At 63.1% G+C, this 24,262-nt stretch carries 18 protein-coding genes; 11 read left to right on the top strand and 7 right to left on the bottom strand.

From position 1 onward, the window contains the following. The first annotated feature begins 212 nt into the window (after positions 1–212). The 9 genes from NKH80_RS26770 (at position 213) to NKH80_RS26730 (ending at position 12,557) form a co-directional block, all read left to right on the top strand. Positions 213–3,692, top strand: coding sequence for an indolepyruvate ferredoxin oxidoreductase family protein (locus tag NKH80_RS26770; protein WP_352505882.1), 3,480 nt, complete (start codon positions 213–215; stop codon positions 3,690–3,692). Positions 3,693–3,844: 152 nt separating this feature from the next. Next, the gene (locus NKH80_RS26765) at positions 3,845–6,166 is read left to right on the top strand and encodes a putative bifunctional diguanylate cyclase/phosphodiesterase (RefSeq protein ID WP_352505881.1); all 2,322 of its coding nucleotides are present in this window, start codon (positions 3,845–3,847) and stop codon (positions 6,164–6,166) included. A gap of 149 nt (positions 6,167–6,315) precedes the next feature. Continuing rightward, a complete protein-coding gene (locus tag NKH80_RS26760) occupies positions 6,316–7,098 on the top strand; it encodes an N-acyl amino acid synthase FeeM domain-containing protein (protein WP_352480090.1) in 783 nt (260 codons plus the stop codon). Positions 7,099–7,214: 116 nt separating this feature from the next. Beyond that, entirely contained in the window at positions 7,215–7,364 is a 150-nt protein-coding gene (locus NKH80_RS26755) for a DUF3096 domain-containing protein (RefSeq protein ID WP_352480107.1), read from the top strand. Positions 7,365–7,537: 173 nt separating this feature from the next. Then, entirely contained in the window at positions 7,538–7,762 is a 225-nt protein-coding gene (locus NKH80_RS26750; protein WP_254816044.1) for an aa3-type cytochrome c oxidase subunit IV, read from the top strand. Positions 7,763–7,843: 81 nt separating this feature from the next. Next, a complete protein-coding gene (locus tag NKH80_RS26745; protein ID WP_352686627.1) occupies positions 7,844–9,118 on the top strand; it encodes a Re/Si-specific NAD(P)(+) transhydrogenase subunit alpha in 1,275 nt (424 codons plus the stop codon). Next, positions 9,118–9,540, top strand: coding sequence for an NAD(P) transhydrogenase subunit alpha part 2 (locus NKH80_RS26740; protein WP_302893582.1), 423 nt, complete (start codon positions 9,118–9,120; stop codon positions 9,538–9,540). The genes NKH80_RS26745 and NKH80_RS26740 overlap by 1 nt, the downstream gene beginning before the upstream one ends. A gap of 6 nt (positions 9,541–9,546) precedes the next feature. Next, the gene (locus NKH80_RS26735) at positions 9,547–10,944 is read left to right on the top strand and encodes an NAD(P)(+) transhydrogenase (Re/Si-specific) subunit beta (RefSeq protein ID WP_352480092.1); all 1,398 of its coding nucleotides are present in this window, start codon (positions 9,547–9,549) and stop codon (positions 10,942–10,944) included. Between the two features lie 92 nt (positions 10,945–11,036). After that, positions 11,037–12,557 carry a hypothetical protein gene (locus NKH80_RS26730; protein ID WP_352994661.1) on the top strand — a complete coding sequence of 507 codons (1,521 nt, stop codon included), beginning with the start codon at positions 11,037–11,039 and terminating at the stop codon, positions 12,555–12,557. Positions 12,558–12,652: 95 nt separating this feature from the next. On the opposite strand, the gene NKH80_RS26725 is transcribed toward NKH80_RS26730, so the two are convergent. From NKH80_RS26725 to NKH80_RS26710, 4 genes are all read right to left on the bottom strand, one after another. Continuing rightward, positions 12,653–13,570 carry a hypothetical protein gene (locus tag NKH80_RS26725; RefSeq protein WP_352480094.1) on the bottom strand — a complete coding sequence of 306 codons (918 nt, stop codon included), beginning with the start codon at positions 13,568–13,570 and terminating at the stop codon, positions 12,653–12,655. A gap of 245 nt (positions 13,571–13,815) precedes the next feature. Next, positions 13,816–16,287 (bottom strand): DNA topoisomerase (ATP-hydrolyzing) subunit B, encoded by a 2,472-nt coding sequence (gyrB, locus tag NKH80_RS26720; RefSeq protein WP_352994658.1) that lies wholly within the window; start codon positions 16,285–16,287, stop codon positions 13,816–13,818. Positions 16,288–16,433: 146 nt separating this feature from the next. Then, complete coding sequence (locus NKH80_RS26715; protein ID WP_352994656.1) at positions 16,434–19,100, bottom strand: caspase family protein; 2,667 nt, start codon at positions 19,098–19,100, stop codon at positions 16,434–16,436. 58 nt (positions 19,101–19,158) lie between these two features. Continuing rightward, a complete protein-coding gene (locus tag NKH80_RS26710) occupies positions 19,159–19,728 on the bottom strand; it encodes an NADPH-dependent FMN reductase (RefSeq protein ID WP_352994651.1) in 570 nt (189 codons plus the stop codon). Positions 19,729–19,913: 185 nt separating this feature from the next. Here NKH80_RS26710 and NKH80_RS26705 point away from each other — a divergent pair, with 185 nt between their 5' ends. Next, positions 19,914–21,287, top strand: a complete 1,374-nt coding sequence (locus NKH80_RS26705; protein ID WP_352994648.1) for a cytochrome P450 — start codon at positions 19,914–19,916, stop codon at positions 21,285–21,287. Positions 21,288–21,308: 21 nt separating this feature from the next. Here the strand turns inward: NKH80_RS26705 and NKH80_RS26700 are convergent, their stop codons facing one another. Then, positions 21,309–22,283, bottom strand: coding sequence for a complex I NDUFA9 subunit family protein (locus tag NKH80_RS26700; RefSeq protein ID WP_352994645.1), 975 nt, complete (start codon positions 22,281–22,283; stop codon positions 21,309–21,311). Between the two features lie 98 nt (positions 22,284–22,381). On the opposite strand from NKH80_RS26700, the gene NKH80_RS26695 reads away from it, so the two are divergent. Then, the gene (locus NKH80_RS26695; RefSeq protein ID WP_352994642.1) at positions 22,382–22,798 is read left to right on the top strand and encodes a hypothetical protein; all 417 of its coding nucleotides are present in this window, start codon (positions 22,382–22,384) and stop codon (positions 22,796–22,798) included. Positions 22,799–22,855: 57 nt separating this feature from the next. Here the strand turns inward: NKH80_RS26695 and NKH80_RS26690 are convergent, their stop codons facing one another. Continuing rightward, a complete protein-coding gene (locus tag NKH80_RS26690) occupies positions 22,856–23,857 on the bottom strand; it encodes an Ldh family oxidoreductase (RefSeq protein WP_352994639.1) in 1,002 nt (333 codons plus the stop codon). Between the two features lie 33 nt (positions 23,858–23,890). Further along, the coding region (locus NKH80_RS26685; RefSeq protein ID WP_352994636.1) for an ABC transporter permease subunit at positions 23,891–24,262 on the bottom strand (372 nt) is incomplete at its 5' end.

Here is a 24,262-nt window from a genome sequence, read left to right as displayed (position 1 = left end):
GGCACCGACCGCCGCCGGAGTTTTCGTGCTCGGCCATCCTCCCCGACAGGCGTTTCGTGGCGCCACACGGCCGCGCACCGATCGTTTGTTGCGGACCGCCTGGCACCTTCGATTTTGTTTGACCTCCCCGGCAAGGGAAGAAAGACTGTAGGCACTCGACTCCGACGTTGGCCGTGCATCTCCTGGCACGGTCTCCGCACAGGAAACGCCTGATGACGCTGCACAACGTCGCGCTCGACGACAAGTTCGACCTGGCAAGGGAGCGCATCTTCCTGTCGGGCGCCCAGGCAGTCATCCGCATGCTTCTGATGCAGCGCGAGCGCGACCGCCGGGCTGGCCTGAACACCGCCGGTTTCGTCTCCGGCTATCGTGGCTCGCCGCTCGGCGGCCTCGACATGCAGCTGTGGAAGGCCAGAAACCAGCTCGCGCAGTCGGACATCGTCTTCCAGCCCGGTCTCAACGAGGAGCTCGCCGCCACCGCGTGCTGGGGCTCGCAGCAGGCGGAATTGCTGGGCGAGGGTACCCATGACGGCGTTTTTTCGGTCTGGTACGGCAAGGGTCCGGGCGTCGACCGCTCCGGCGACGTGTTCCGCCACGCCAATCTCGCCGGGTCGTCGAAACATGGCGGCGTGTTAGCCCTGATGGGTGACGACCACATGGCCGAATCCTCGACCAACGCGCATGCCACCGAGTTCCTGTTCGTCGACACCATGGTGCCGATCCTCAATCCTGCCGGCGTCCAGGAGATCATCGACTACGGCCTCTACGGCTTTGCCATGTCGCGTTTTGCCGGCACCTGGGCGGCGATCAAATGCGTCAAGGACAACATCGAATCGACGGCCTCGGTCGATGCCGCGCTCGACCGGCTAGATATCGTCGTCCCGGACTTCGACATGCCGCCCGGCGGCCTCAACATCCGTAACGAGATCGACATGCTCGGCCAGGAGGAGCGGTTGCATGAATACAAGCGCGCCGCAGCTTCCGCCTTCATCCACGCCAATGGGCTGAACCGGATCGTCTATTCGGGCGGCAGCAGCGCCAGGCTTGGCATCGTCACCATCGGCAAGAGTTATCTCGACGTTCGCCAGGCGCTGGAGGATATCGGCATCGACGAAGCGGCCGCCAATCGTATCGGCATCAGGCTGTTCAAGGTCGGCTGCCCGTGGCCGCTCGACCTGCAGCACGTCGCCGACTTTGCTCGCGGCCTCGATACCATCGTCGTCGTCGAGGAGAAACGCTCGCTGATCGAGGTGCAACTGCGCGAGAACCTTTACGGCACCGCGACGCAGCCGGTCATCATCGGCAAGAAGGACGAGCGCGGCGACTGGCTGTTCCCGGCCAAGGGCGCGCTCGACCCCAACGATATTGCCATCGCGCTCGGCGAGAGGATTTTGCGAACGATCGGCCCGTCGGAGGAAATCGCCGCGCGGGTGGCGAAGTTGCGACAGTTCCAGGCGATGCTGGCCGACACGTCAGACATCGCCTCGCGCACGCCGTTCTTCTGCTCCGGCTGCCCACACAATTCCTCGACCAAGGTGCCGGACGGCTCGCTCGCCGCCGCCGGAATCGGCTGTCATTTCATGGCGTTATGGATGGACCGCAATACCGTAGGCTTCACCGCCATGGGCGGCGAGGGCGCGCAGTGGGTCGGCCAGGCGCCGTTCTCGAAGCGCGAGCACATCTTCCAGAACCTGGGCGATGGCACCTACAACCATTCGGGCGTGCTGGCGATCCGCTTCGCGCTGTCGACCGACGCCAACATCACCTACAAGATCCTCTACAATGACGCCGTCGCGATGACCGGCGGGCAGCCGCACGAAGGCGGCCTGACGGTGGACATGATCGCCAGGCAGGTGCGCGCCGAGGGCGTCCAGCGCATCGCCATCGTCACCGACGAGCCGGACAAATATACCGGCAAGGTGGAATTTCCCGCCGGCGCCACTATCCATCACCGCGACGACCTCGATCTCATCCAGCGCGAGTTGCGCTCGGTCAAAGGCGTCTCGGTGCTGCTCTACGACCAGACTTGCGCTGCCGAGAAGCGTCGTCGGCGCAAGCGCGGCACCTTCCCCGATCCCGACAAGCGTATCTTCATCAACGAGCTGGTCTGCGAAGGCTGCGGCGATTGCGGCGTGCAGTCGAATTGCGTCTCGATCCAGCCGGTCGAGACCGAATTCGGCCGCAAGCGCAAGATCGACCAGTCGAGCTGCAACAAGGACTTCTCTTGCGTCAACGGTTTCTGCCCGTCCTTCGTCACCGTCCACGGCGCCAAAATCAGGAAAGCCGAAGGCATAGCCGGCGCGGCCGACCCGCTCGCGGGGGTGCCGGCGCCGGCGCAATTTACGCTCGGTGAACAAGGCTGGGCGGCGATCATCGACGGTGTCGGCGGCACCGGCGTCGTCACCATAGGCGCGGTGCTAGGCATGGCCGCGCACCTGGAAGGCAAGGGCTGCGGCATGATCGACATGGCCGGCCTCGCCCAGAAGGGCGGCTCCGTGTTCACCCATGTCCGCATCGCCCGCACGCCGGACGACATCCACGCCATTCGGGTATCGGCCGGCAAGGCCGACCTCGTGCTTGGCTGCGATCTCGTCGTTTCGGGTGCCAAGAAGGTGCTGGCCGCGGTGCGCGAAGGCCATACCATCTTCCTCGCCAACACCGCCGAGATCATGCCGGGCGAGTTCGCCCGTTCGGCCGATTTCTCGCTGCCCGTCGAGCGGCTGAAGAAAGCGATAAGAACGGCCGCAGGCGACGACAAGGCGCATTTCTTCGACGCCACCCGCACCGCCACCGCGCTGTTCGGCAGCTCGCTTGGCGCCAACATGTTCATGCTCGGCTTCGCCTTCCAGCATGGCGGCCTGCCGCTGTCGGCGGAGGCGGTCGAGAAGGCGATCGAACTCAACGGCGAGGCGGTGGCGATGAATGTCGCGGCATTTCGCTGGGGCCGCCGCGCCGCCCACCAGCCGGATTTCGTGCGTGGCCTTCTCGCCCAGCCGGGCAAGGCCACGCAGCCTGCCGCCATTGCCGAGACGCTGGACGACATCATTGCCCGCCGCGTCACCTTCCTGACCGCCTATCAGAACGCCGCCTATGGCAAACGCTATGCCGACAGACTGGCGGCGCTGCGCAAGGCCGAAACCGATGCTGTGCCCGGGTCGACCGTGGTGACCGAGGCTGCCGCAAAGAACCTGTTCAAGCTGATGGCGATCAAGGACGAATACGAGGTGGCGCGGCTTTATACGGACGGCTCCTTTGCCGCGGAGCTCGCAAAGCAGTTCCAGAGCTACGGCAAGCTCGAATTCCATCTCGCACCGCCGATCATGGGCAGGCGCGGCAGTGACGGGAAGCCGAAGAAATCGAGCTTTGGCCCGTGGATGATGAACGGGTTCCGCCTGCTGGCGGCGATGAAGGGCCTGCGCGGCACCGCTTTCGACCTGTTCGGCTACAGCGCCGAGAGGCGTATGGAGCGGCAGCTTCTTGCCCTCTATGAAGCCGACCTGGAGCTTGTCGCCGGCGCGCTGACGCCGGGCAAGATCGAGGCCGCTGCCGCGCTTGTTTCGGTACCGGCGCTCATCCGCGGCTTTGGCCGCGTCAAGCAGGCCAGTGCCGAAAAAGCCGCCGGCGAACGCCAGCGTCTACTCGACCGCCTCTCGAGGGCGCCGCTGCGGCCGCAACTTCAAGCCGCCGAATGATTCCGCGCTCTGATACCCCTTGTTTACCTGAACTGTAGTTTCCCTGCTTCCGCAGCGTCACCAATGGATGACGGCAGGGCTCGAAACGCCGCTCTAAACCTTTCTTAAGGCCAATGTGACACTGCTGGGTTCCCCAGGGTTGGGATCCAGGCGTGCATCTGAGACGAAAAAACGAGATTCCGGTCGACGTTTACATTCCGTTCGTGGAAACACTGTTTCGCGACGGGTTCACGCTGTCGATCGGCCTTGTTGCGCAGACACTTCTCGTCATTCTGGTCTATTGGAAGACCATGGACCTGGCGTATCTTTTGGTTGCTGCTGGGCTCATCATCGTCGGTACTCTGCGCCTTCGCAACATCCGGAAATACGGGCGACTTCCTTCCCCGACGACGTGGGAAGAAGCCCATGATCGCGAAAATGATTACATAATTTTCGGTTCGATGCATGGTTTTATGCTTGGCGCGTTCTGTTTCGTTAGTATCTATCTGGCAAATGACAGCCACGACAACTATGCCGAAATAGCCTCTGTCTGCGTCACTCTTGCATCGGTCACGTCGATTGCCGGCCGCAATTATGGGTCGCCGCGCATGGTCATGATTTTTATCATTACCACCACATGGCCCATATCGCTTGGCTTTATCCTGCGCGGCGATATCTACCACATTATCCTCGGTCTGATGTCGGCCCCTTTTCTGTTTGCAATCAAGCGATTCGCCGACATCGTCCGCGAAGTCCTGTTTACCGCCCTGTCGGAGGAAAAGAAGGCGAACCGCATCGCGCAGCGTTTCAACCGCGCGCTCAATACCATGTCGCATGGCCTTGTCATGCTTGGTCCCGACGGCCGGGTTGCGGTGGCCAATGCCGAAGCCGCGCACCTGATGTCGCTCAAATCGGCCGATGCGCTGCTCGGCCGCTCGATCCACGGTCTGCTGATGCGCGGCGCTGCAGGCGGCATGCTGGCGCCGAAAGATTGCCGTTACATCGAAGCCCAACTGACGCGTGCGTTGCGCGAGGGCCGCGACCGCAAGGTCCTGGTCTCGCTCACCAACGGCCAGCACTATGAATTTTCGGCGCGCGAAGGCAGCCAGGAACTGGGCGTCGTCACTTTCGAGGATGTGACCGCCCGGGTCGAGGCGGAAGACAAGATCCGCTTCATGGCGCGCTACGACAGTCTCACCGGCCTGCCCAACCGCGGCTACTTCCACGAGTTGGTGGTGGAAGCCATGGCCTCAGGGGATCCCGCGCGTCTCTGCGGGCTGGTGGTGCTCGACCTCGACGATTTTAAGAGCGTCAATGACACGCTCGGCCATCCGGTCGGCGACGGATTGATCTACGCCGTTGCTGAGCGGCTGGCCGCGGTCGCTGGGCCAGGCATCACCGTCAGCCGCTTCGGCGGCGACGAGTTCATGATCTTCTTCGAGCGCATCGAGGATGAAAGCCACCTGATCGGCCAGGTTGATGAGATCTTTGTCAATCTACAGGGCGAGGTCGATGTCGCCGGCCACGGATTACGCATCCAGGCCAGCGGCGGCGCGGTGCTGTCGCGGGTCAAGGATACCGACGTCGACGCCATGATCGTCAAAGCCGACCTTGCACTCTACAAGGCCAAGGAGCTTGGCAAGAACGGTTGGCGGCTGTTCGAGGCCTCCATGGATGCTGCCTTCCGCAGCCGTCAGCTGATGAAGGCGGACCTGCGCAGCGCCGTGGAAAACAACGAATTGCGGGTGGTCTATCAGCCGATCGTGGCGATGAGCACGATGCGTATCGCCAGTTGCGAAGCGCTGTGCCGCTGGGATCATCCCGATCTCGGGCCGATTTCCCCCGGTATCTTTATTCCGCTGGCGGAGGAAATGGGGATTATTTCCGACATCAGCACCTTCGTCCTGCATGCGGCCTGCACGGAATGCGCGAAATGGCCGGCCCAGACCAGCGTGTCGGTCAATCTCTCGGCCAAGGATTTCCGCAACCGTGATGTCATCCAGAAGGTTCGCGACGCGCTAGCTGAATCCGGTCTTTCCGCCGGACGTCTGGAGATCGAGGTCACCGAGACGGCGCTGCTCGACGACAAGTCGCTGACACGCCAATATATCGAGGAGTTGAAGCGGCTCGGCGTGCGCATTGCGCTCGACGATTTCGGTACCGGCTATTCGAGCCTGAGCTATCTCCACAAGCTGCCGCTCGACAAGATCAAGATCGATCGCTCGTTCCTGATCGACGTCACCCAGAACAGCCGGTCGCTCGAATTGCTGAAGGGCATCGTCAACCTGTCGCGACCGCTGGGACTTTCAGTCACTGTCGAAGGTGTCGAGACCTTCGAACAGCTCAAGATCCTGGCATTGCAGGTCAAGCCGGACCTGGTCCAGGGCTTTCTGTTCGGATCTGCGCTCAGCGCGTCCGGCATCGAGACCATGTCGAGCACCGTCTGGCCTTTCGCCAAGGACATCCAGACGGCAAGGAAGGCGCCGCGGCGCTGACTTCGCGCTGAAAACCGCGTATTTTAGTATAATTTTATTAATTATTAACCTTAACGGGCGGTAAACGACCTCCTACTTATTTTCATCTTTACATCTCATGACCCGTCCGTAGTGTCGGCTGGTGGCGGCAATCGCGGGGAATAGAGTTCATGTGTGCCCAGTTGAGTTCGCTCGGCCATGCGGCGGGCGCTGGTGGGAAAGATGCGTCCGAGACCATGTCCAGCTTCGCGCAACATGTCTATGCGCTGCTTGACCGGACGGAGTACCGACGCTGTGAAAGCGGCGAGGACTTCGAAAGCATTTACAGGCTGCGCTACAATTCCTATCGGATGAACGATCTGGTGCCCGAGAATGCGTCCCGTCAGGTCCATGACGAGTTTGACGAACTGCCCAATTGCCATACGTTTGGAATCTACATCGAGGGGCGGCTGGTCAGCACGATGCGCCTGCATGACGTGTCTGCTGATAACGCCACATCACCAGCGCTCAGCGTATACAAGGACTTGTTGATGCCGCGTCTGGCGGCCGGCGAAGTCTTTATCGACCCGAGCCGTTTTGCCGTGGACGCCGAATGGTCACGGCTTTACCCTCAGATCCCGTATGTGACGCTGCGCCTTGCCGGCATGGCGTGCTTCCATTTCGGCGCGCCTTATTGCATATCCATGATCCGTGAGGACCATGCGGCTTTCTACAAGCGCATCTATCGGGCGCGACCGATCGGTGATGCGCGGCCCTATGCCGGCGTGATCAACTGTTTTGCGCTGCTTTATCAGGCCGATGTCCTGGCGATCAAGAATGAAACCTACGCTCGCTTTCCGTTCTTCCGTTCGACGCCGATGGAGCAGCGCATGTTGTTCGATAAGCCCGGCGCCGGCGAACTCGCGCCGCTGACCATCCTGCCCACCGCCAAGTATTTTCGCGAAGCCGCCTGAACGAGCCCATGGAGCCTTCCGATCGCTTCGGCGTTCTGGGCAAGGGTGTTGGTAGGTCGGCATGGCCGACATCCATCACGCACCGCTTCGATAGCGATCCGATCAAAGGAACCGATATGACCATTTCCACGCTCGCCCTTACCCCGCTTATCTCGCTGATTGCAGGCGTGCTGATCCTGGTGATCCCGCGGCTACTCAATTATATCGTCGCCCTTTATCTGATCGTTGTCGGCCTGCTCGGTCTGTTCCCGCATCTCGCCGGCTAACGACATCGGCAATAGCGGACCTGCCATCCATTAGGATTGGTATCGCCGCGCTCCGCGCAGCGATTTCAAGTTTTGCTTGAGATTGTTGGCTGCGGCGATGCGGCAATAGCGCCATTGCCCTTAACGCGGCTTTTCGCTATGTGCCTGAAAGATGTCTTCGAAGGGGTATTCCAATGGCTGAACATACGCCGACCGGTCCTGTCGAACTGGGCGCGAAGATGGACTATGCCGAGCACGACCGCACCTATGCCGGCTTTGTGATGCTGGCCAAATATGGGTCGCTATTTTGCGCCGCCGTGCTTCTTGCCATGGCGTTCGGCTTCTTTGTGGGCGGCTTCTTCTCGGCGACTATCCTGTTCGTGCTGATCCTGGCCATCGGCGCCTTTATTCTCCGATAACTCCTCCAACCTTTGTCGAAGGCGCCGCCGCGGACGGTCGGTGTCTTGCGGTAACAGGGTTCCGGCCGAAAGGATCGTGCGGTGGGACAGACGGTTTTCATCCCTCGTGAGCTCGACGCAAACGAGCCTCGCGTCGCGGCCTCGCCCGATACGGTGAAGCGGCTGGCAGCGCTGGGTTTCGACGTAACCGTGGAAACCGGCGCCGGCACGGCGTCGCGCATTCCCGACGAGGAGTTTGCCAAGGCGGGCGCCGCGATCGGCAAAGCCGGCGATGCTGCCAAGGCCGACGTGGTGCTAAAGGTGCGCCGCCCCATGGACGTCGAGCTGAAGGGCTACAAGTCCGGCGCCGCCGTCATCGCCATCATGGATCCCTATGGCAACGATGCTGCCGTCGCAGCCCTTGCCAGGGCCGGTGTTACTGCCTTCTCCATGGAGTTCATGCCGCGCATCACCCGGGCGCAATCGATGGACGTTCTATCCAGCCAGGCCAACCTCGCCGGCTACCAGGCGGTGATCGATGCGGCTGCCGAATATGACCGGGCGTTGCCGATGATGATGACGGCGGCTGGCACGGTGCCGGCTGCGAAGGCGTTCGTCATGGGCGTCGGCGTCGCCGGTCTGCAGGCCATCGCCACCGCGCGCCGCCTCGGCGCCGTGGTCACCGCCACCGACGTGCGCCCGGCCGCCAAGGAGCAGGTCGCCTCGCTCGGCGCAAAATTCCTGGCCGTCGAGGACGAGGAGTTCAAGGCGGCCGAGACGGCTGGCGGCTACGCCAAGGAAATGTCGAAGGAGTACCAGGCCAAGCAGGCGGCGCTGACCGCCGAGCACATCGCCAAGCAGGACATCGTCATCACCACGGCGCTGATCCCCGGCCGGCCAGCGCCGAAGCTGGTTTCGGCGGCGATGGTCGCGTCGATGAAACCCGGCTCCGTGATCGTCGACCTCGCGGTCGAGCGCGGCGGCAATGTCGAGGGCGCCGTGCCCGGGAAGGTGGTGACCACCGCCAACGGGGTAAAGATCGTCGGCCATCTCAACGTTCCCGGTCGCGTCGCCGCCTCGGCCTCGCTTCTCTATGCCAGGAACCTCTATGCCTTCCTTGAGACGCTGGTCGATAAGGCGACGAAGACGCTTGCCATCAACCGCGACGACGAGCTGGTCAAGGCAACCATGCTGACCGATGCCGGCAAGGTCGTGCATCCCGCGTTCGTCAGGGCTGAACAGGAGCCACCAAAGGGCCAACATGTCGAACCACCGGCCATTCCGGCGAGGACGATGGTTGCCGAGGCTTCGGCGAAGCCGGCTGCGAAGAGACCAGCCGCTTCGAGGAAGCCCAAGACCACCGGAGGGATCGCGTGATGGATCAGACTCTGCAGAAAGCCCTCGACCAGCTCGACCAGGCGACAGCTGCCGTGCGGCTCGCGGTTCAGAACCTAGCCGCCGCGCCCGGCACCGAAGCGGCGGGTGACGCCGCTCACGCGCTGTCCGGCGGTGCCATCGATCCCTTCGTCTTCCGCTTCGCCATCTTCGTGCTGGCGATCTTCGTCGGCTACTACGTCGTCTGGTCGGTGACGCCGGCGCTGCACACGCCATTGATGGCCGTCACCAACGCCATTTCCTCCGTCATCGTAGTCGGCGCGTTGCTGGCCGTCGGCATCTCGGCCTCGGGCATCGCCACCGGCTTCGGCTTCGTTGCGCTGATGCTGGTATCGGTCAACATCTTCGGCGGCTTCCTCGTCACCCAGCGCATGCTGGCTATGTACAAGAAGAAGGAAAAGTAGGCCGCTATGAACGCCAACTTCGCTTCCTTCCTCTATCTGGTCTCCGGCATCCTGTTCATCCTGGCATTGCGCGGCCTGTCGCATCCGACCACCAGCCGCCAGGGCAACATGTACGGCATGATCGGTATGGGCATTGCCATCGCCACGACGCTGGCTCTGGCCACCCCTTCCGCCGGCCGCTTCGCGCTGATCGTGCTCGGGCTGCTGATCGGCGGCTCGGTCGGTGCGGTCACGGCACGGCGCATCGCCATGACCTCGATGCCGCAGCTGGTCGCCGCCTTTCACTCGCTGGTCGGTCTTGCTGCGGTCATGGTGGCGGCCGCCGCCATCTATGCACCGGAAAGCTTCGGCATCGGCACCGTCGCCGATATTCATGCCCAGGCGCTGATCGAGATGAGCCTCGGCGTTGCCATCGGCGCCATCACTTTCACCGGCTCGGTCATCGCTTTCTTGAAGCTCGACGGCCGCATGTCGGGCAAGCCGATCATGATCGGTGGCCGCCACTTCATCAACGCGGCCCTGGGCATTGCGCTGATCGTGCTGATCGTGCTGCTCGTCACCACCGAGTCCAAGCTGGTGTTCTGGCTGATCGTTGCCGGCTCGCTGGTGCTGGGCGTCCTTCTCATCATCCCGATCGGCGGCGCCGATATGCCGGTGGTGGTGTCGATGCTGAATTCCTATTCCGGCTGGGCCGCCGCCGCACTCGGTTTCACGCTCGGCAATCTGGCGCTGATCATCACCGGCGCTCTGGTCGGTTCATCGGGCGCCATCCTGTCCTACATCATGTGCAAAGGCATGAACCGGAGCTTCATCTCGGTCATCCTCGGTGGCTTCGGCGGCGAGACATCAGCCATTGCCAACGACGGCATCGAGCGCACGGTCAAGCAGGGCTCGGCCGAGGATGCCGCCTATCTGATGATGAATGCGCAAAAGGTCATCATCGTGCCGGGCTACGGCATGGCCGTCGCCCAGGCGCAGCACGCGCTGCGCGAGATGGCCGACAAGCTCAAGGCCAACGGCGTCGACGTCAAATACGCCATCCACCCCGTCGCCGGCCGCATGCCCGGCCACATGAACGTGCTCTTGGCCGAAGCCAACGTGCCTTATGACGAAGTGTTCGAGTTGGAGGACATCAACTCTGAGTTCGCGCAGGCCGACGTCGCCTATGTCATCGGCGCCAACGACGTCACCAATCCCTCGGCTCGTGACGACAAGTCCTCACCGATCTACGGCATGCCGATCCTCGACGTCGACAAGGCGCGCACTTGCCTGTTCGTCAAGCGCTCGCTTGGCTCCGGCTATGCCGGCATCGACAACACGCTGTTCTACAAGGACGGCACCATGATGCTGCTCGGCGACGCCAAGAAGATGACCGAGGAGATCGTCAAGGCCATGGATCACTGAAAAGGCCTCGTTGCCAATTCACTGCCGATCGTCGAATACAGCTCGGCTCCGCGCCGGGCTTTTTCTTGGCTGTTACCGGTTCTGAAGCTACGATGCCGACCCGTCGTCTTGCAAACGGCGTCATCGTGGAGGTGCTGGTGCCCGACCCTGGTTCTGCTGCATCGCCGGCCGCCGATCTGACCGCAGCAGAGAAGGTGCCACGCAAGCGCAGCCAGGCGGTAGTGGTCGTGCACGGCATGGGCGAGCAGCGGCCCATGGACACGTTGAGGGAGTTTGTCCAGGCCGTATGGAGCCACGATCCGGCCCGTGCACCGTTCTATGCCCATGTCGCCGATCCGGCCGACCCGATGGGTGCGAAGATCAACCAGAGCTGGATCACGCCCGACAGCCGGACCAATTCGCACGAACTCCGCCGGATCACCACGCCCTATGATGTCGATGGCCGCCGCACCGATTTCTACGAGCTTTACTGGGCCGACATCACCCAGGGCACGACCCGAAGCCGCCTTGCTGCCTGGGTGACGACCCTGCTCTGGCGCAAGCCCGTCGATATTCCGCGCGATGTGCGCAAACTCTACGTCGTCACGCTTTTGGCCACCATCGTCGTCCTCGGCGCGGCGCTGGCGCTCGCAACGTCGACCTGGCAAGGCTACATCTCCTGGACGACCGGTGTGCTTGTCACGGTTCTGGCGTCGTTCGTCATCTGGTCGGTGGACCAGTTTGGCTTGCCTTATTTCGGCGACGTCGCCGCCTATGTGCGGGCCGAAGCGGCAACGGTCGAGAAACGGGCGCTGGTCCGCGAGCGTGGCCTCAAGCTGCTGAAGCGTCTCATGATGGACGATGCCTATGATCGCATCGTGCTGGTCTCGCACAGCCTCGGGTCGATCATCGCCTATGATCTGTTGCAGATCTTGTGGGCTGATTTCAGGCCTAGAAAGCTGGAAGCCATTCGCGACAAAGCGCGGCTGAAGGCGATCCACGCCGTCGACAAGGCGACGCTGGCCGCCGATGCCTCCGCCTGGCCCGACAGCCTCAATGATCTCCCCGCATTCCGGCGCCACCAATGGGAGCTCTACCGGCAGCTTCGCGTCGGCGACGCCGATCATCCGCTGCCGTGGAAGATCAGCGATTTCGTCACGCTCGGCAGTCCGCTGACCCACAGCGAGTTCCTGGTGACCTACAACCTCGCCGAATTCAGGCGCGGCATCGCCGAGCGCCTGTTTTCGGCATGCCCGCCGATCGCCGACAGGGCGGCGGGCGGGACCATGCTCTACCAGGAAGGGCGCAGCCATTCCGGCAAGCCGCAGCGGGCGGTGCATCATGGCGCGGTGTTTGCCGCAACGCGCTGGACCAATATTTTTGACAGGGGCAATGGCTGGCTGACCGGCGACCCGATCTCAGGGCGGATGACGGAAAACTTCGGTCCCGGCGTGGAAAACATCCAGGTCGAGCTGCGCGGCTCGCTTGGCCGCGTCTTCACGCACAGGCTCTATTGGTCGCTGACGGCGAGCGGCGTCGAAGTCAATGCGCCGGTCGGCGCACGGCCGCGCTCGCACCTTGCCGTGCTGCGCGATGCGGTCGATCTCGGCCGCAAACTGGAAGCTGAGCTGTAGGCGGTGAGCACAACAATGCCGCGGCGGCACTTCAAGGCAAGGGTCCGCTTCGGGCGTAATCTTCCCGAAGCGGACCGAGTTCGCCTAGTCACCGATCAACGATTGGTCAGGAAAATTGCTTCCTCGTCGTCGCGCTGCCTGCCGCCAAGTGCTGCGGCCGCACTGGCAATGAAGGCGCCGATGACCAGCGACAGCGCGCCAATCAGCGAGAAGGTGGCGCCTGCCTTTCTGGCGGTGTCGGCCGCCTGCTGCGCCTTGACCTTGGCCTCCTGCGCTCTGGCGATTACTGCATCGACGCGAGCGGTGGCATCCGCTTCGGACAGGCCTGTGCGGGCGGCCACCAGCCGCGACAGATAGGTCTTGTCGTCGGCCGATATTTCGCCTGCTGCGGCACTCGCGATCAGAATGCGCGATGCCTGCGCCGATGCCGCGGCGTCGCTCTCCGGATTGGCGGCAGCGAGCCTTGCCGGATCGGCCGGGCGAAACAGCGTATCGACGAAATACGACGTGGCGTCGTTAGTCGAGGCGCCACCAGCGTTTGCGGCAGCACCTGCCGAAGCGCCCATTGCCGCGCCCGATGCCACAGTCGAAGCAGCCTGGACACCGCTGCCTATTGCGGCCGAAAGCGCCGTGCCGAGCACGCCGGCGACGAGCAACGTCGCCAGCGCCCAGGCCAGGAAACCGTGAGCGGTATCGCGGAAGAAGACTTCATCGGTGTGGATGCCGACCCATTTGGTGCGCAGGCGTCCGGCGAGGTAGCCGCCCAGCGCCGACGACAACCACTGCACGACGATCAGCCAGACGGCAGTGGAAACTGCGAAAGTGGTGACTGACGCACCCGAGCCGGACCATGGCGACACCATGCTCAGCCCAAGCCCGGAGCCGAGCAGCATCAAGATGAAGGTAAGCGTCGACGCAGCAAAGGCGCCGGCGACGATTGGCCCCCAGCTGACAGCGGGGGAAGCGGATTCCGTCGGTGCGGAAACGTCGGCAGTCGTTAGGGTGGACGGCATCGAAGCCCCCTACCTTGCAAACAGCATGATCAGAATAATGATCGGAATCGGGACTCCGAGAAGCCAGAGCAAAATGCCACGTCCCATGGATGCCTCCTGCGGCGATTGTGATCAACTACAATGCCTTGAAAGCCTTTCCGTTCCGGCGGTCCTGCTGATCTCTGTTGCTTGCAACAGTCGGCATCGGTGCGCCAAGGCGCACCAATGCACTTCATGCCTGCTGGCTGGGTATCTGAGATCGTGGCTCAGATGTCCAGATTGGCGACCGACAGCGCGTTTTCCTGGATGAATTCGCGCCTGGGCTCGACCTCGTCGCCCATCAGCCGCGAAAACAAGCTGTCCGCATCCGTTGCGTCATTGACCTTGACCTGCAAGAGCGAGCGCACATTCGGGTCAAGCGTCGTTTCCCAGAGCTGCTCGGCGTTCATTTCGCCAAGGCCCTTGTAGCGCTGCATGGTGAGGCCCTTGCGGCCGGTGGCAAACACGGCATTGAGCAGTGCCAGCGGCCCCGAAATGGTTTCCGAGACATCCTTGCGGCGCAGCACCGGCGGCTCGCCATAGATTTCCGCCAGACGCGGCGCATAGCGGTCGAGCTGGCGTGCGTCGGCGGAATTGATCAGCGCCAGGTCGAGATGTGCGAACTCCTTGACGCTGCGCACCGTTCGCTCGAAGACATAGCCGCCAATGCCCTCGTTCGAGGTCGACATGCGGCCGATCCAGCCGCGCTCGGTGTCCTCGGCGATAATGTCGAGACGGCGGGCAACACGCTCGGCCGTCTCATTGGCGCGGCCGAGGTCGGTGAAGATCTCCGGGTTGAGCGCGCCGGCAATCGCTGCCTGCTCGACCACGCCTCTGTTATAGCGGGTGTGCAATCCGTTGATGAGCTGGCGGACAGCCAAGGCGTCGTCGATGGCACTGCGCAGGTCCTGCCCGGCCCGCACCTCGCCCGTGCTGAGCGCAAGCGACGCTTCTTCCAGCCCGGAGCCGATCAGGAATTCCTCGAAGGCGGCTTCGTCCTTGATGTATTGCGAGCTCTTCCCGCGCGTCACCTTATAGAGCGGCGGCTGCGCGATGTAGAGATGACCGCGTTCGATCAGTTCCGGCATCTGGCGAAAGAAGAAGGTCAGCAGCAAGGTGCGGATGTGGGCGCCGTCGACATCGGCGTCGGTCATCAGGATGATCTTGTGGTATCGCAGCTTGTCGGCATTGAACTCGTCCTTGCCGATCGAGGTGCCGAGCGCAGTGATCAGCGTGCCGATCATGTCGGAGCCGAGCATACGGTCGAAGCGGGCGCGCTCGACATTGAGGATCTTGCCGCGCAGCGGAAGAATGGCCTGGTTCTGGCGCGAACGGCCGCCCTTGGCCGAGCCGCCGGCGCTGTCGCCCTCGACGATGAAGATCTCCGATTTTGCCGGATCGCGCTCCTGGCAATCGGCCAGCTTGCCGGGCAGCGAGGTGACGCCGAGCGAACTCTTGCGGGTAATGTCGCGTGCCTTGCGCGCGGCTTCACGCGCGGCGGCGGCCTGGATGACCTTCTCGATGACCGCCTTGCCCTCGGTCGGGTGCTCTTCGAGCCAGGTGCCGAGCGCTTCGTTGACCAGCCCTTCGACCACCGGACGGACCTCGGACGACACCAGCTTGTCCTTGGTCTGCGAGGAGAATTTCGGGTCGGGAACCTTGACCGACAGCACCGCCGTCAGCCCTTCACGGCAATCGTCGCCGATCAGCGCCACCTTTTCCTTCTTGGTCAGGCCCGAAGAGTCGCCATAGCCGGTTATCTGGCGTGTCAGCGCACCGCGAAAGCCTGCCAGATGCGTGCCGCCGTCGCGTTGCGGGATGTTATTGGTGAAGGCCAGCATGTTCTCGTGGTAGCTGTCGTTCCACCACATGGCGACTTCGACCGTGATGCCGTCGCGCTCGGCGCGGATCGATATCGGCTTGTCGAGCAACGGCTTTTTCGTCCGGTCGAGATATCGGACGAACTCTTCGAGGCCGCCATCGTAGTGCAATTCATGGCGCACGATGTCGGCATGGCGGGCATCGGTCAAAACGATGCGCACGCCGGAGTTCAGGAAGGCGAGTTCGCGCAGCCGATGCTCCAGCGTACCGTAGTCGAATTCGACCATGGTGAAGGTTTCGGACGACGGCAAAAACGTGATTTCGCTGCCGCTGCGGCCTTCATAGGTGCCGGGGACCTTGTCTTGTTCATAACTGCCGGTGACGCGCAGCGGCGCGTCGGCATTGCCATGCGTGAAGCTCATCTCGTAGATCTGGCCGTTGCGGCGGATCTTCAGTTTCAGCCAGGCCGACAGCGCGTTGACGACCGACACGCCGACGCCGTGCAGGCCGCCCGACACCTTGTAGGAGTTCTGGTCGAACTTGCCGCCTGCATGCAGCTGCGTCATGATCACTTCGGCCGCCGAAATGCCTTCGCCGGTGTGGATATCGGTCGGAATGCCGCGGCCATTGTCGATGACCGTCACCGATCCGTCCGGATTGAGCGTCACCGTCACCAGGTCGGCATGGCCGGCCAGGGCTTCGTCGATGGCGTTGTCGACGACTTCATAGACCATGTGGTGTAGGCCCGAGCCATCGTCGGTATCGCCGATATACATGCCCGGCCGCTTGCGAACGGCATCCAAGCCCTTCAAAACCTTGATGGAATCGGCGCCGTACTCGGCTTCAACGCCGTTGGCGATGTCGGTCTGTTCGCTCATGAAAACCTGTCTGATTGATGCCGTGTGCAGAGCGCGAAAAATCGGCTTCGAATCGCGCATTTCTAATGTCGTAGATATAGGCGCAAAAGGCGGTTTTTCCAAGGTTTGCAGGCATTTCCGGACGGAATGACGGTCGCGTCGGCCGGCTACTGGCGCTTGGCTTCGATCCTGGCCAGCCGCTGACGCAGGAACTTGATCATGAATTTGTATCGCGGCGCCAACCGCCCGCTTCGGTCGAGCTCGAGCGTCATGTCGAGCGCCTTGGAAAGCACGGCTTTCGGATCCTTAGCGACTTGCGCGTAGTCGATATAGGCGACCACCAGGTCGCGCTGCCAGGTGGCGTTGTCCGGATCGGACCGGGCAAGTTTCTCGCGGATGGTCAGGCTGTCCTGAAAGGCTTGCCGGGCTCCGCTGACGTCGCGCTGCTTTAGGCGCAGGGTGGCGACTTCGGACAGCGTTATCGACAAGTCCCGCTGCCAGTCGGAATTGGCGGGATCGAGCTTGGCCAGCCGCTGCGCAATCGCGTAGCTGTCCAGATAGGCTTTCAGCGCGCCTTTGTGGTCGCCCTGTATCGCCAGGACGCCAGCGACTTTCTCGAGGCAGACGGACAGGTCGCGCTGCCATTCGGTGTTGTTCGGGTCGCCGACGGCGAGCGCGCTGGCCTGCGAAAGTGCCTCACGATAAACCGAAAGTGCCGCCGGCCAATTCTGCTGGTCGCTCAGCGCATTGCCGATCTTGGCGTTGCCGACCGACAGGTCTCGTTTTAGCTCGGTGTCGTCCGGATCGCGTTTCGCCAGGTGCTTGACGATCGCGAGGCCTTCCCTGTAAGCCGCCAGCGCCCCGGCGGCGTCGCCGCGTTCGCGCAGCAGGTCGCCTATCGTATCGTGGCTGACCGAGACGTCACGCTGCCGGTCGGCGTCTCCCGGTTTGTCCGCCGCCAGCGCCAGCCGCACCTTCAGGCTCTCTTCATAGGCCGCCTGTGCGTTGTCCAGTTGGCCTGCGACATGGGCAAGGTGACCGATCTCATCGTAGGTGATGGTCAGGTCGCGCTGCAGTTCGGCACGGTCGGGCTCTCCGGCGGCGAGCTGTTTCTTGATCGACAGGCTTTCCTGGTAGACCTCTGCGGCGCCGGCCAGATCGCCTTGCGTCGCCAGTACGTTGCCGATCTTATCGTCGGCCATGGCGAGGTCGCCGAACCACTCCAGATTGTCCGGTTCTGCCTCGGTCAGACCCTGCAGAATGGTCTTGGCGGTCTCATAATTCTGCAGCGCTGTCGGCAGATTGCCTTGCGCCATCCGCACATTGCCGAGCTTGACGTGGCTGACGGCGAAGTCGCGCTTCACGTTGGGATCGGTTTCATGATGCAACCGCCGTTCGAGATCGGCTCGCAGCGCCTCGAAGGCGCGGCCGGCCGCATCGATATTGCCGACCGTGGTATAGAGCTTGCCGAGTTCGTCCAGCGTGCGGATCAAGCGGTCGGCATCGTCGAGCGACAGCACCACCTGTCCGGCTTCGCCATAAAGCGCGAGTACGGACTCATAGTCCCTGATGGCTGTGGCGTAGTCGAGGTCGGCGCGCGCCGCCCCGCCGGACAGATAGCGCGTTGCGGCCTCGGAGAGCGTGCGGCTGACGAAATTGGCCTTCAGAGCGTTGCGAGAGGCATTATCGATCTCGGCTGCCTCGGCGAGCTTTTTACGCGCCGCATCGAACGCTCCCAGGGAAAGCTGCTCTTCGGCCTGCCGGCGCAACGCTGCCACCCGCAGATCGTCGGATCCAAGCGTCTGCATTTCGCTCCGCACCTTGACGAAGGCGTCGGCTGCCTCACGCAGCCTGGCGTTCAGACTGTCAGCGGAGAGGTGGCCGGTATCGGAACTGATCAACGCGCCATAGAGCGGTGCCAGCGGCATGTCGGCGTCGCTGGCGATCTTCTCCACCTCGCCGCGCATCTGAGGCGTCACCTCGGCCATGGCGAGCAACAAGCGTTCGCGCTCGGGCAGTTTCTCCTTGGCTGTCGTGGCAAAGAACAGCTGCGGCAGGCCGCTCTCGACATAGGGCAATTGCTTGCCGCGCGAGAGGTCGTAGACCTCCTGCTGCACGAGCGTCAGCACGGAGCGGATCTCGAGTCCATCGGTGCCGAGATATTTCGTCAACGCCGCGGTGAACGGCGAATTCTGGCCGGTCCCATCCGCGGCCGTCTCGCCGGGCGCCGCGGAGAAGGCAAACAGAATGTTTTCAGCCCGCCCGACGCGGCCAAGACCCGGCCGGACTTTGACGCGGACCTCTTTTGCCAGCGCCGTTGCGCCGCGGCCTTCGCCGCCTGTAGCCGCAAACGGATCGCTGCGGCAGGCATCGAGCACGATCAGTCCGACCTTGCTGGTGGCGGCGACGGTCGTGCGGATCTCCTCCAGCGGCAGGCTGGTCTTTTCCAGTGCGTCGAGCGACGACGCGTCTGCATCGACCGGCAGGAGCCGATTCTTGCCGGCGATCTCGACGCCATGGCCGGAAAAGAACACCAGTACCACGTCGGCGCCTTTGGCATCCTCTCGGAAATCGTCGAGCGCCCGGCGCATGCGCCGCAGGTCGCGGTTGGTTTCGAGGAAGACCTCGAAGCCGAGCTTGCTCAGCACCGTTTCCATCACCTCGCCGTCGTTGACGGGATTGGCGAGCGGCCGGATCAGCCGGTAGTCGTTCTCGGCGATAACTAGCGCAACGCGCCGCTCCGCCACGGCAGCGGAGGCCGTCGAGAGGATCAGCAGCAAGGCAAACAGAAGACGCAAATCGAACCGCCCCGGCCCGGTCGTTTGCCGGAGCATTCCATCTCTTTATGGCATGAGCAAGTTATGGCATCGGCAAGCTCGGCCGTTCGCGTTGTCAGCCGACCCGCATCGGCTTCAGCGCTTCGCTCCAGCGGAACAGCTCGTCCAGCATGGTCCTGGCCCCGCCGAGCACCTGCTCGCTGGGCAGGAAGGCGCCGGTCTCGTCGAGCAGCTCCTGGTACATCGGCAGCGCCACGCCCTCCGGGATCGGCATGACGCCGACCGCGGTCAGCAACGGTTTGACTGCCTGCGCCGCTCGCAAGCCGCCGGAGACACCGCCGTAGCTGAGGATGGCGGCCGGCTTGTATCGCCATTCCCTGAGCAGGTAGTCGACCGCGTTGACGATCGCGGGAGCGGCGAAATAATTGTATTCCGGCGCTACGAAGACGAATGCGTCGGCGGCGTCGATTGCTTTCGACCAGGCTTTCGTGTGGCTGTTTTCGTATTTGCCGAGTCTCGGATGATGCGGCTCGTCCAGCACCGGCAGATTGAAGGCGGCGATATCGGTGAGCAACGGCTCGAATTTGCCGTGTTCGCGCGCAAAGCTTTCCAGCCACTTTGCGAAAACCGGTCCGGCGCGGCCCGGCCGCGTGCTGCCGATGATGACGTTCAACTGGTGCTTCAAAGCGGGGCTCCTGCCGATCGGTGGCATCTGTGGTGCTGCCACCTAAGACACGCAGCCGGACACAGCAAGCAGGCACTTTCCGGTGCCCTGGTCACATTCCAGAGAGCGGATGCTTCGCCTTGTCGTCCAGTCACATGGACGCCTGCCTTGCCCGCCACTACATTGAGGTGTCAGCGGAGCAAGCCATGGACAGTCAGCCCGTCCCCTTCGTCCCGCCGGCGCCGAAGCCGCGCACAGCGCCGCCCTCGACGCTGGAGATGATCCGCATCGTCTACCGCAATCCGCTCGAGCTGTGGGGCGAGCCGACCTATAACGAGCCCTGGATTTCGGTGACCGGTATCGGTGGGCCGCTGGTCATCGCCAACGATCCCGGCCTCATCCGCCATGTGCTCGTCGATAACGCCAAGAACTACAAGATGGCGACGGTTCGCCAGCTGATCCTGCGGCCGATCCTGCGCGACGGCTTGCTGACCGCCGAGGGCGAGGTGTGGAGGCGTTCTCGCAAGGCGATGGCGCCGGTGTTCACGCCGCGCCATATCTTCGGTTTTGCCGAGCCGATGCTGAGGCGCACGCGGGAGTTCGTCACGCGCTACGAGGGCGGCGGTACGTTCGACATCGCTCACGACATGACGCTGCTTACCTTTGACATCCTGGCCGAGACGCTGTTTTCCGGTGAGATTTCAGGCGAGCCGGGCAGCTTTGCCAAGGAGATCGACCGCCTGTTCGAGACCATGGGTCGGGTCGATCCGCTCGACCTTTTGCGGGCACCCGATTGGCTGCCCCGCCTGACCCGCATCCGCGGCCGCAAGACCATGGCCTACTTCCGCAAGATCGTCACCGACACGGTGCAGATGCGCGAGGCGCGGTTGAGGCGTGCTCCGGACACGGTGCCGCAGGATTTTCTCACGCTGCTGTTGAAAGCGGAGGGACCGGGCGGGCTGACCCGGGCCGAGGTCGAGGACAACATCATCACCTTCATCGGCGCCGGCCACGAGACTACGGCCAGGGCGCTCGGCTGGACGCTCTACTGCCTTGCCGAAGCGCCGTGGGAGCGCGAAAAGATCGAGCACGAGATCGATGCCGTGCTGGCGCGTGAGCCCGACCCGACGAAATGGCTCGACGCCATGCCGCTGACACGCGCCGCCTTCGACGAGGCGCTCAGGCTCTATCCGCCGGCGCCGTCGATCAATCGCGAACCGATCGAGCCCGAAACCTGGAACGGCCTCTACATACCGCGGCGTGCCGCGGTGCTGGTGATGCCGTGGGTCGTCCACCGCCATCGGAAATTGTGGGACCGGCCGGACGCTTTCATGCCGGAACGCTTCCATCCGGGGAATCGCGAAAAGATCGACCGTTTCCAGTATTTGCCGTTCGGCGCCGGGCCTCGCGTCTGCATCGGCGCCAGCTTCGCCATGCAGGAAGCAATCATCGCATTGGCGATCATGCTTTCGCGCTATCGTTTCGATACCACCGCGCAAACCCGACCCTGGCCGGTGCAGAAGCTGACGACGCAGCCGCAAGGCGGGCTGCCGATGCAGGTCACCAGGCGCGCGCCGTAGGCAACCGGACGTCCGTTCGTGTTATGCGGCGGACTTGCGCTGGAACTGGCCGGCGGCGCGGTAGCGCCAGAGATAGCTTGGCAGGATGGTTCCGATCGAACGCGGCTGGATACCGAGGCCAGCGAGCGTCCTGTTGTCCTTGACGGCGGCATCCGACACGACATTGTGCTGGCGCAACAGCAGGACCTGGTCCTTGGTCAACAACGGATTGGGCAGCAGCCCGAGAATTGATGCCTGGAGGTTCGCCAGCCACCATGGCACGGGCAGCAAAAACCGCTTGCGTTCGATGATGACGAGCAGCCCTTGCATGCATTCCTTAAAGGTAAGCACCTGCGGCCCGCCGAGTTCATAGATCCAGCCGCCCTGGACCTTGCCGTCGACCGAGTGCGCCACCGCCTCGGCGACGTCGCCGACATAGACCGGCTGGAATTTCGTCTGCCCGCCGCCGATCAGCGGCAGCACTGGGGAAAAGCGGGCCATGTTGGCAAAGCGGTTGAAGAAACCGTCCTCCGGCCCGAAATTGATCGATGGCCGCAAGATCACGGCGTCTTGGACCGTCTCAAGAACGGCCTTTTCGCCGAGCGCCTTGGTACGCGCGTAGTCCGATTGCGCGTGGAGGTCCGCTCCCAGAGCCGAGATGTGGGTGAGGCCGGCGCCGACGGCGCGCGCCGCTTCGGCAATAGCGCGCGCGCCGAACTCGTGGACGGCAGTAAATTTCTGCCGGCCGGCCTCATGCGCGATCGCCACCAGATTGACGACATGGTCGGCGCCTTGCACGGCGCGGTCGACCGACCAGCGCACCCGGACATTGGCCTGCACCGGCTGGATCTGCCCGACATTGCCAAGCGGTTGCAAATGACCGGCGAGATCGGGCCGGCGGCAGGCCACCCGGATGCGGTAGCCGCGCTTGGCCAGCGCCCGCACGACATGACGACCGACAAAGCCGGAGCCGCCGAAAACGACGACGAGCTTTGGGGTCTGAAGGATTTCGGTCATGGCTGGCTCCGGCGGGCTATCCAGATGGCTTGATTGAAGCCGTTTCATAGTCGGTTTCGCGCCAAAGGCAAAGGGCGACCATAGGTCGCCCGGCACTGTTGAAGCATGATTTTCCGGATCCGTTCGAAATGGCAGAAACGCCGCCGAGGCCCGGCTTTACGGCAACTCCATTAGGAACAGGAACCTTTGTTCGGTCGGCGATTTTAGATGTATGGTTTGATTCCGAATGGAGGATATTGCCGATGACGACAAAACGCGTTGCGATCTTCGCTCTGGCTTTCGCAACAGGCTGCAGCATTGGTGCCCCGGCATTCGCGGCAAACCGGCATCACCACCAAGCGCAACCCGAACGCTACGTTCCCGCCAACGGCGATATCATCGACATTCTGTTCGGTGGCCCGCGCTACTATGACAACCACCTGTTCACGACGGCCGCCGAACCCTGCTCCTACAACAGGGCAGGACCGGACGCGAACGCGGTGAACGTCATCAACGATCATCATTGCGGGAAGTAGGCTCGCGCTGCCGGATCGGCCGGCCTCCTCAGCCGCTCATCCGACAAACGAATTTCTTCAGGACGAATAGCGCGCGGCGAATTCGGAAATGCGTTGCACCACGGCTTTCGGCGCGCTTATGCCGCGCGCCGCCGCCTTCTCCGCGGCCTCGGCCCGAGCACGCCCCGGCACATGCACGCCATAGCGCCGCCGCAACCTGTCGAGCTGGTCCTTCATCCGTTTTTCGAAATCCGGATCGAGCAGCTTGGGCTCGACGGCAAGCACGAACAGGCCGGTTCCCGGACTGTCCGGCCCGCCGTCGAACCATGGCGCATCGAGCGACCAGTTGGCGCCCGACAGGCCCGCAGCCAGCACCTCGACCATCAGCGCGATGTTGGCGCCGCGCTGGCCGCCGAAGGCAAGCATGGCGCCCTTCATGGCGGCTGCCGGGTCCGTGGTCGGATTGCCGCTGGCGTCCAGTGCCCAGCCTTCGGGTATCTTCTTGCCGTCCTCGGCCGCTTTCCGGATGTTGACGAAGGCGGTGGCGCTCGACGACTGGTCGATGACCAGCGGCGCCCCGTCCATGGTGGGTGCAGCAAAGGACATCGGGTTGGTGCAGTAGACCGGCTTGATCGAGCCTGAGCCGGCAAGCACGGCCGGGCCGTTGGTGGCGGCGAACGACACCAATCCCTGCGCGGCCAGCCGTCCGGTGAAATAGCCGAGCGCGCCGCAGGTATAAGCATTCTTCTGCGAAAAGATGGCGACGCCGAACAGCCGCGCCGCCTTGGCGAGGTCATCGATCGTGCGGTCGAAACCGGTATGCGCTAAGCCGCCGCGCGCATCGCAAAGATAGACCGCGAGTGCCGGCCTGGTGATCACCGGATCGGCGTTGCCGTCGATACGGCCAGCTTCCAGTGCTTCGAGATAATCGATGAAGTGCGACAGCCCGACGGTCGACAGTCCTTCAGCCTCGGCCGCCACGATCGAGGCAGCCAGCGACTGCGCCGCCTCTTCGTTGGCGCCGGCGCCAAGTGCGGCCATCCGGCACAGCCCTGTCGCCTGGTCGAGACTGAGTTGCATGGCAGCTGCCCTGAATTCGCGACTTTAACAGCCTTAGCCTAGCTTGCTCGGGATCCGCGCCTCGAGCCTGCGGAAACCGAACACCAGGATACCGGTGATGGACATATAGACCAACGCCAGAAGCAGCAAGGGTTCGTAGGTGATGAATAGATCCTGGCGCACCCGCGAGGCTACGGCGTAGATGTCGACCATGGTTATCGTTGCCACCAGCGGTGTTGCTTTCAGCTGGAGAACAGTTTCACCCGCCAGCGTCGGCAGTGCCCGGCTGATCGCCTGCGGGAGCCATATGCGCTTGAAGATTTTCCAACGGCTCATGCCGAAAGCGCGGGCCGCTTCGAGTTGGCCATGCGGTACCCCGGCGAAGGCGCCACGCATTAGTTCGCCTTCATAGCCGGCATACGAGTT

Origin of the sequence: Mesorhizobium sp. M0904 (assembly GCF_040319475.1) — a bacterium.
In the GTDB taxonomy this organism is placed as follows: domain Bacteria; phylum Pseudomonadota; class Alphaproteobacteria; order Rhizobiales; family Rhizobiaceae; genus Mesorhizobium.
Note: the sequence above shows the minus strand (reverse complement) of the source record. Positions and strands in the feature narration are given on the sequence as shown.

Bases quoted from the DNA above. Each gene is read 5' to 3' on its own strand.
- NKH80_RS26770 (WP_352505882.1), top strand. From the start codon at position 213: ATGACGCTGCACAACGTCGCGCTCGACGACAAGTTCGACCTGGCAAGG.
- NKH80_RS26760 (WP_352480090.1), top strand. From the start codon at position 6,316: ATGTGTGCCCAGTTGAGTTCGCTCGGCCATGCGGCGGGCGCTGGTGGG.
- NKH80_RS26755 (WP_352480107.1), top strand. From the start codon at position 7,215: ATGACCATTTCCACGCTCGCCCTTACCCCGCTTATCTCGCTGATTGCA.
- NKH80_RS26750 (WP_254816044.1), top strand. From the start codon at position 7,538: ATGGCTGAACATACGCCGACCGGTCCTGTCGAACTGGGCGCGAAGATG.
- NKH80_RS26740 (WP_302893582.1), top strand. From the start codon at position 9,118: ATGGATCAGACTCTGCAGAAAGCCCTCGACCAGCTCGACCAGGCGACA.
- NKH80_RS26735 (WP_352480092.1), top strand. From the start codon at position 9,547: ATGAACGCCAACTTCGCTTCCTTCCTCTATCTGGTCTCCGGCATCCTG.
- NKH80_RS26730 (WP_352994661.1), top strand. From the start codon at position 11,037: ATGCCGACCCGTCGTCTTGCAAACGGCGTCATCGTGGAGGTGCTGGTG.
- NKH80_RS26725 (WP_352480094.1), bottom strand. From the start codon at position 13,570: ATGCCGTCCACCCTAACGACTGCCGACGTTTCCGCACCGACGGAATCC.
- gyrB (WP_352994658.1), bottom strand. From the start codon at position 16,287: ATGAGCGAACAGACCGACATCGCCAACGGCGTTGAAGCCGAGTACGGC.
- NKH80_RS26715 (WP_352994656.1), bottom strand. From the start codon at position 19,100: ATGCTCCGGCAAACGACCGGGCCGGGGCGGTTCGATTTGCGTCTTCTG.
- NKH80_RS26705 (WP_352994648.1), top strand. From the start codon at position 19,914: ATGGACAGTCAGCCCGTCCCCTTCGTCCCGCCGGCGCCGAAGCCGCGC.
- NKH80_RS26700 (WP_352994645.1), bottom strand. From the start codon at position 22,283: ATGACCGAAATCCTTCAGACCCCAAAGCTCGTCGTCGTTTTCGGCGGC.
- NKH80_RS26690 (WP_352994639.1), bottom strand. From the start codon at position 23,857: ATGCAACTCAGTCTCGACCAGGCGACAGGGCTGTGCCGGATGGCCGCA.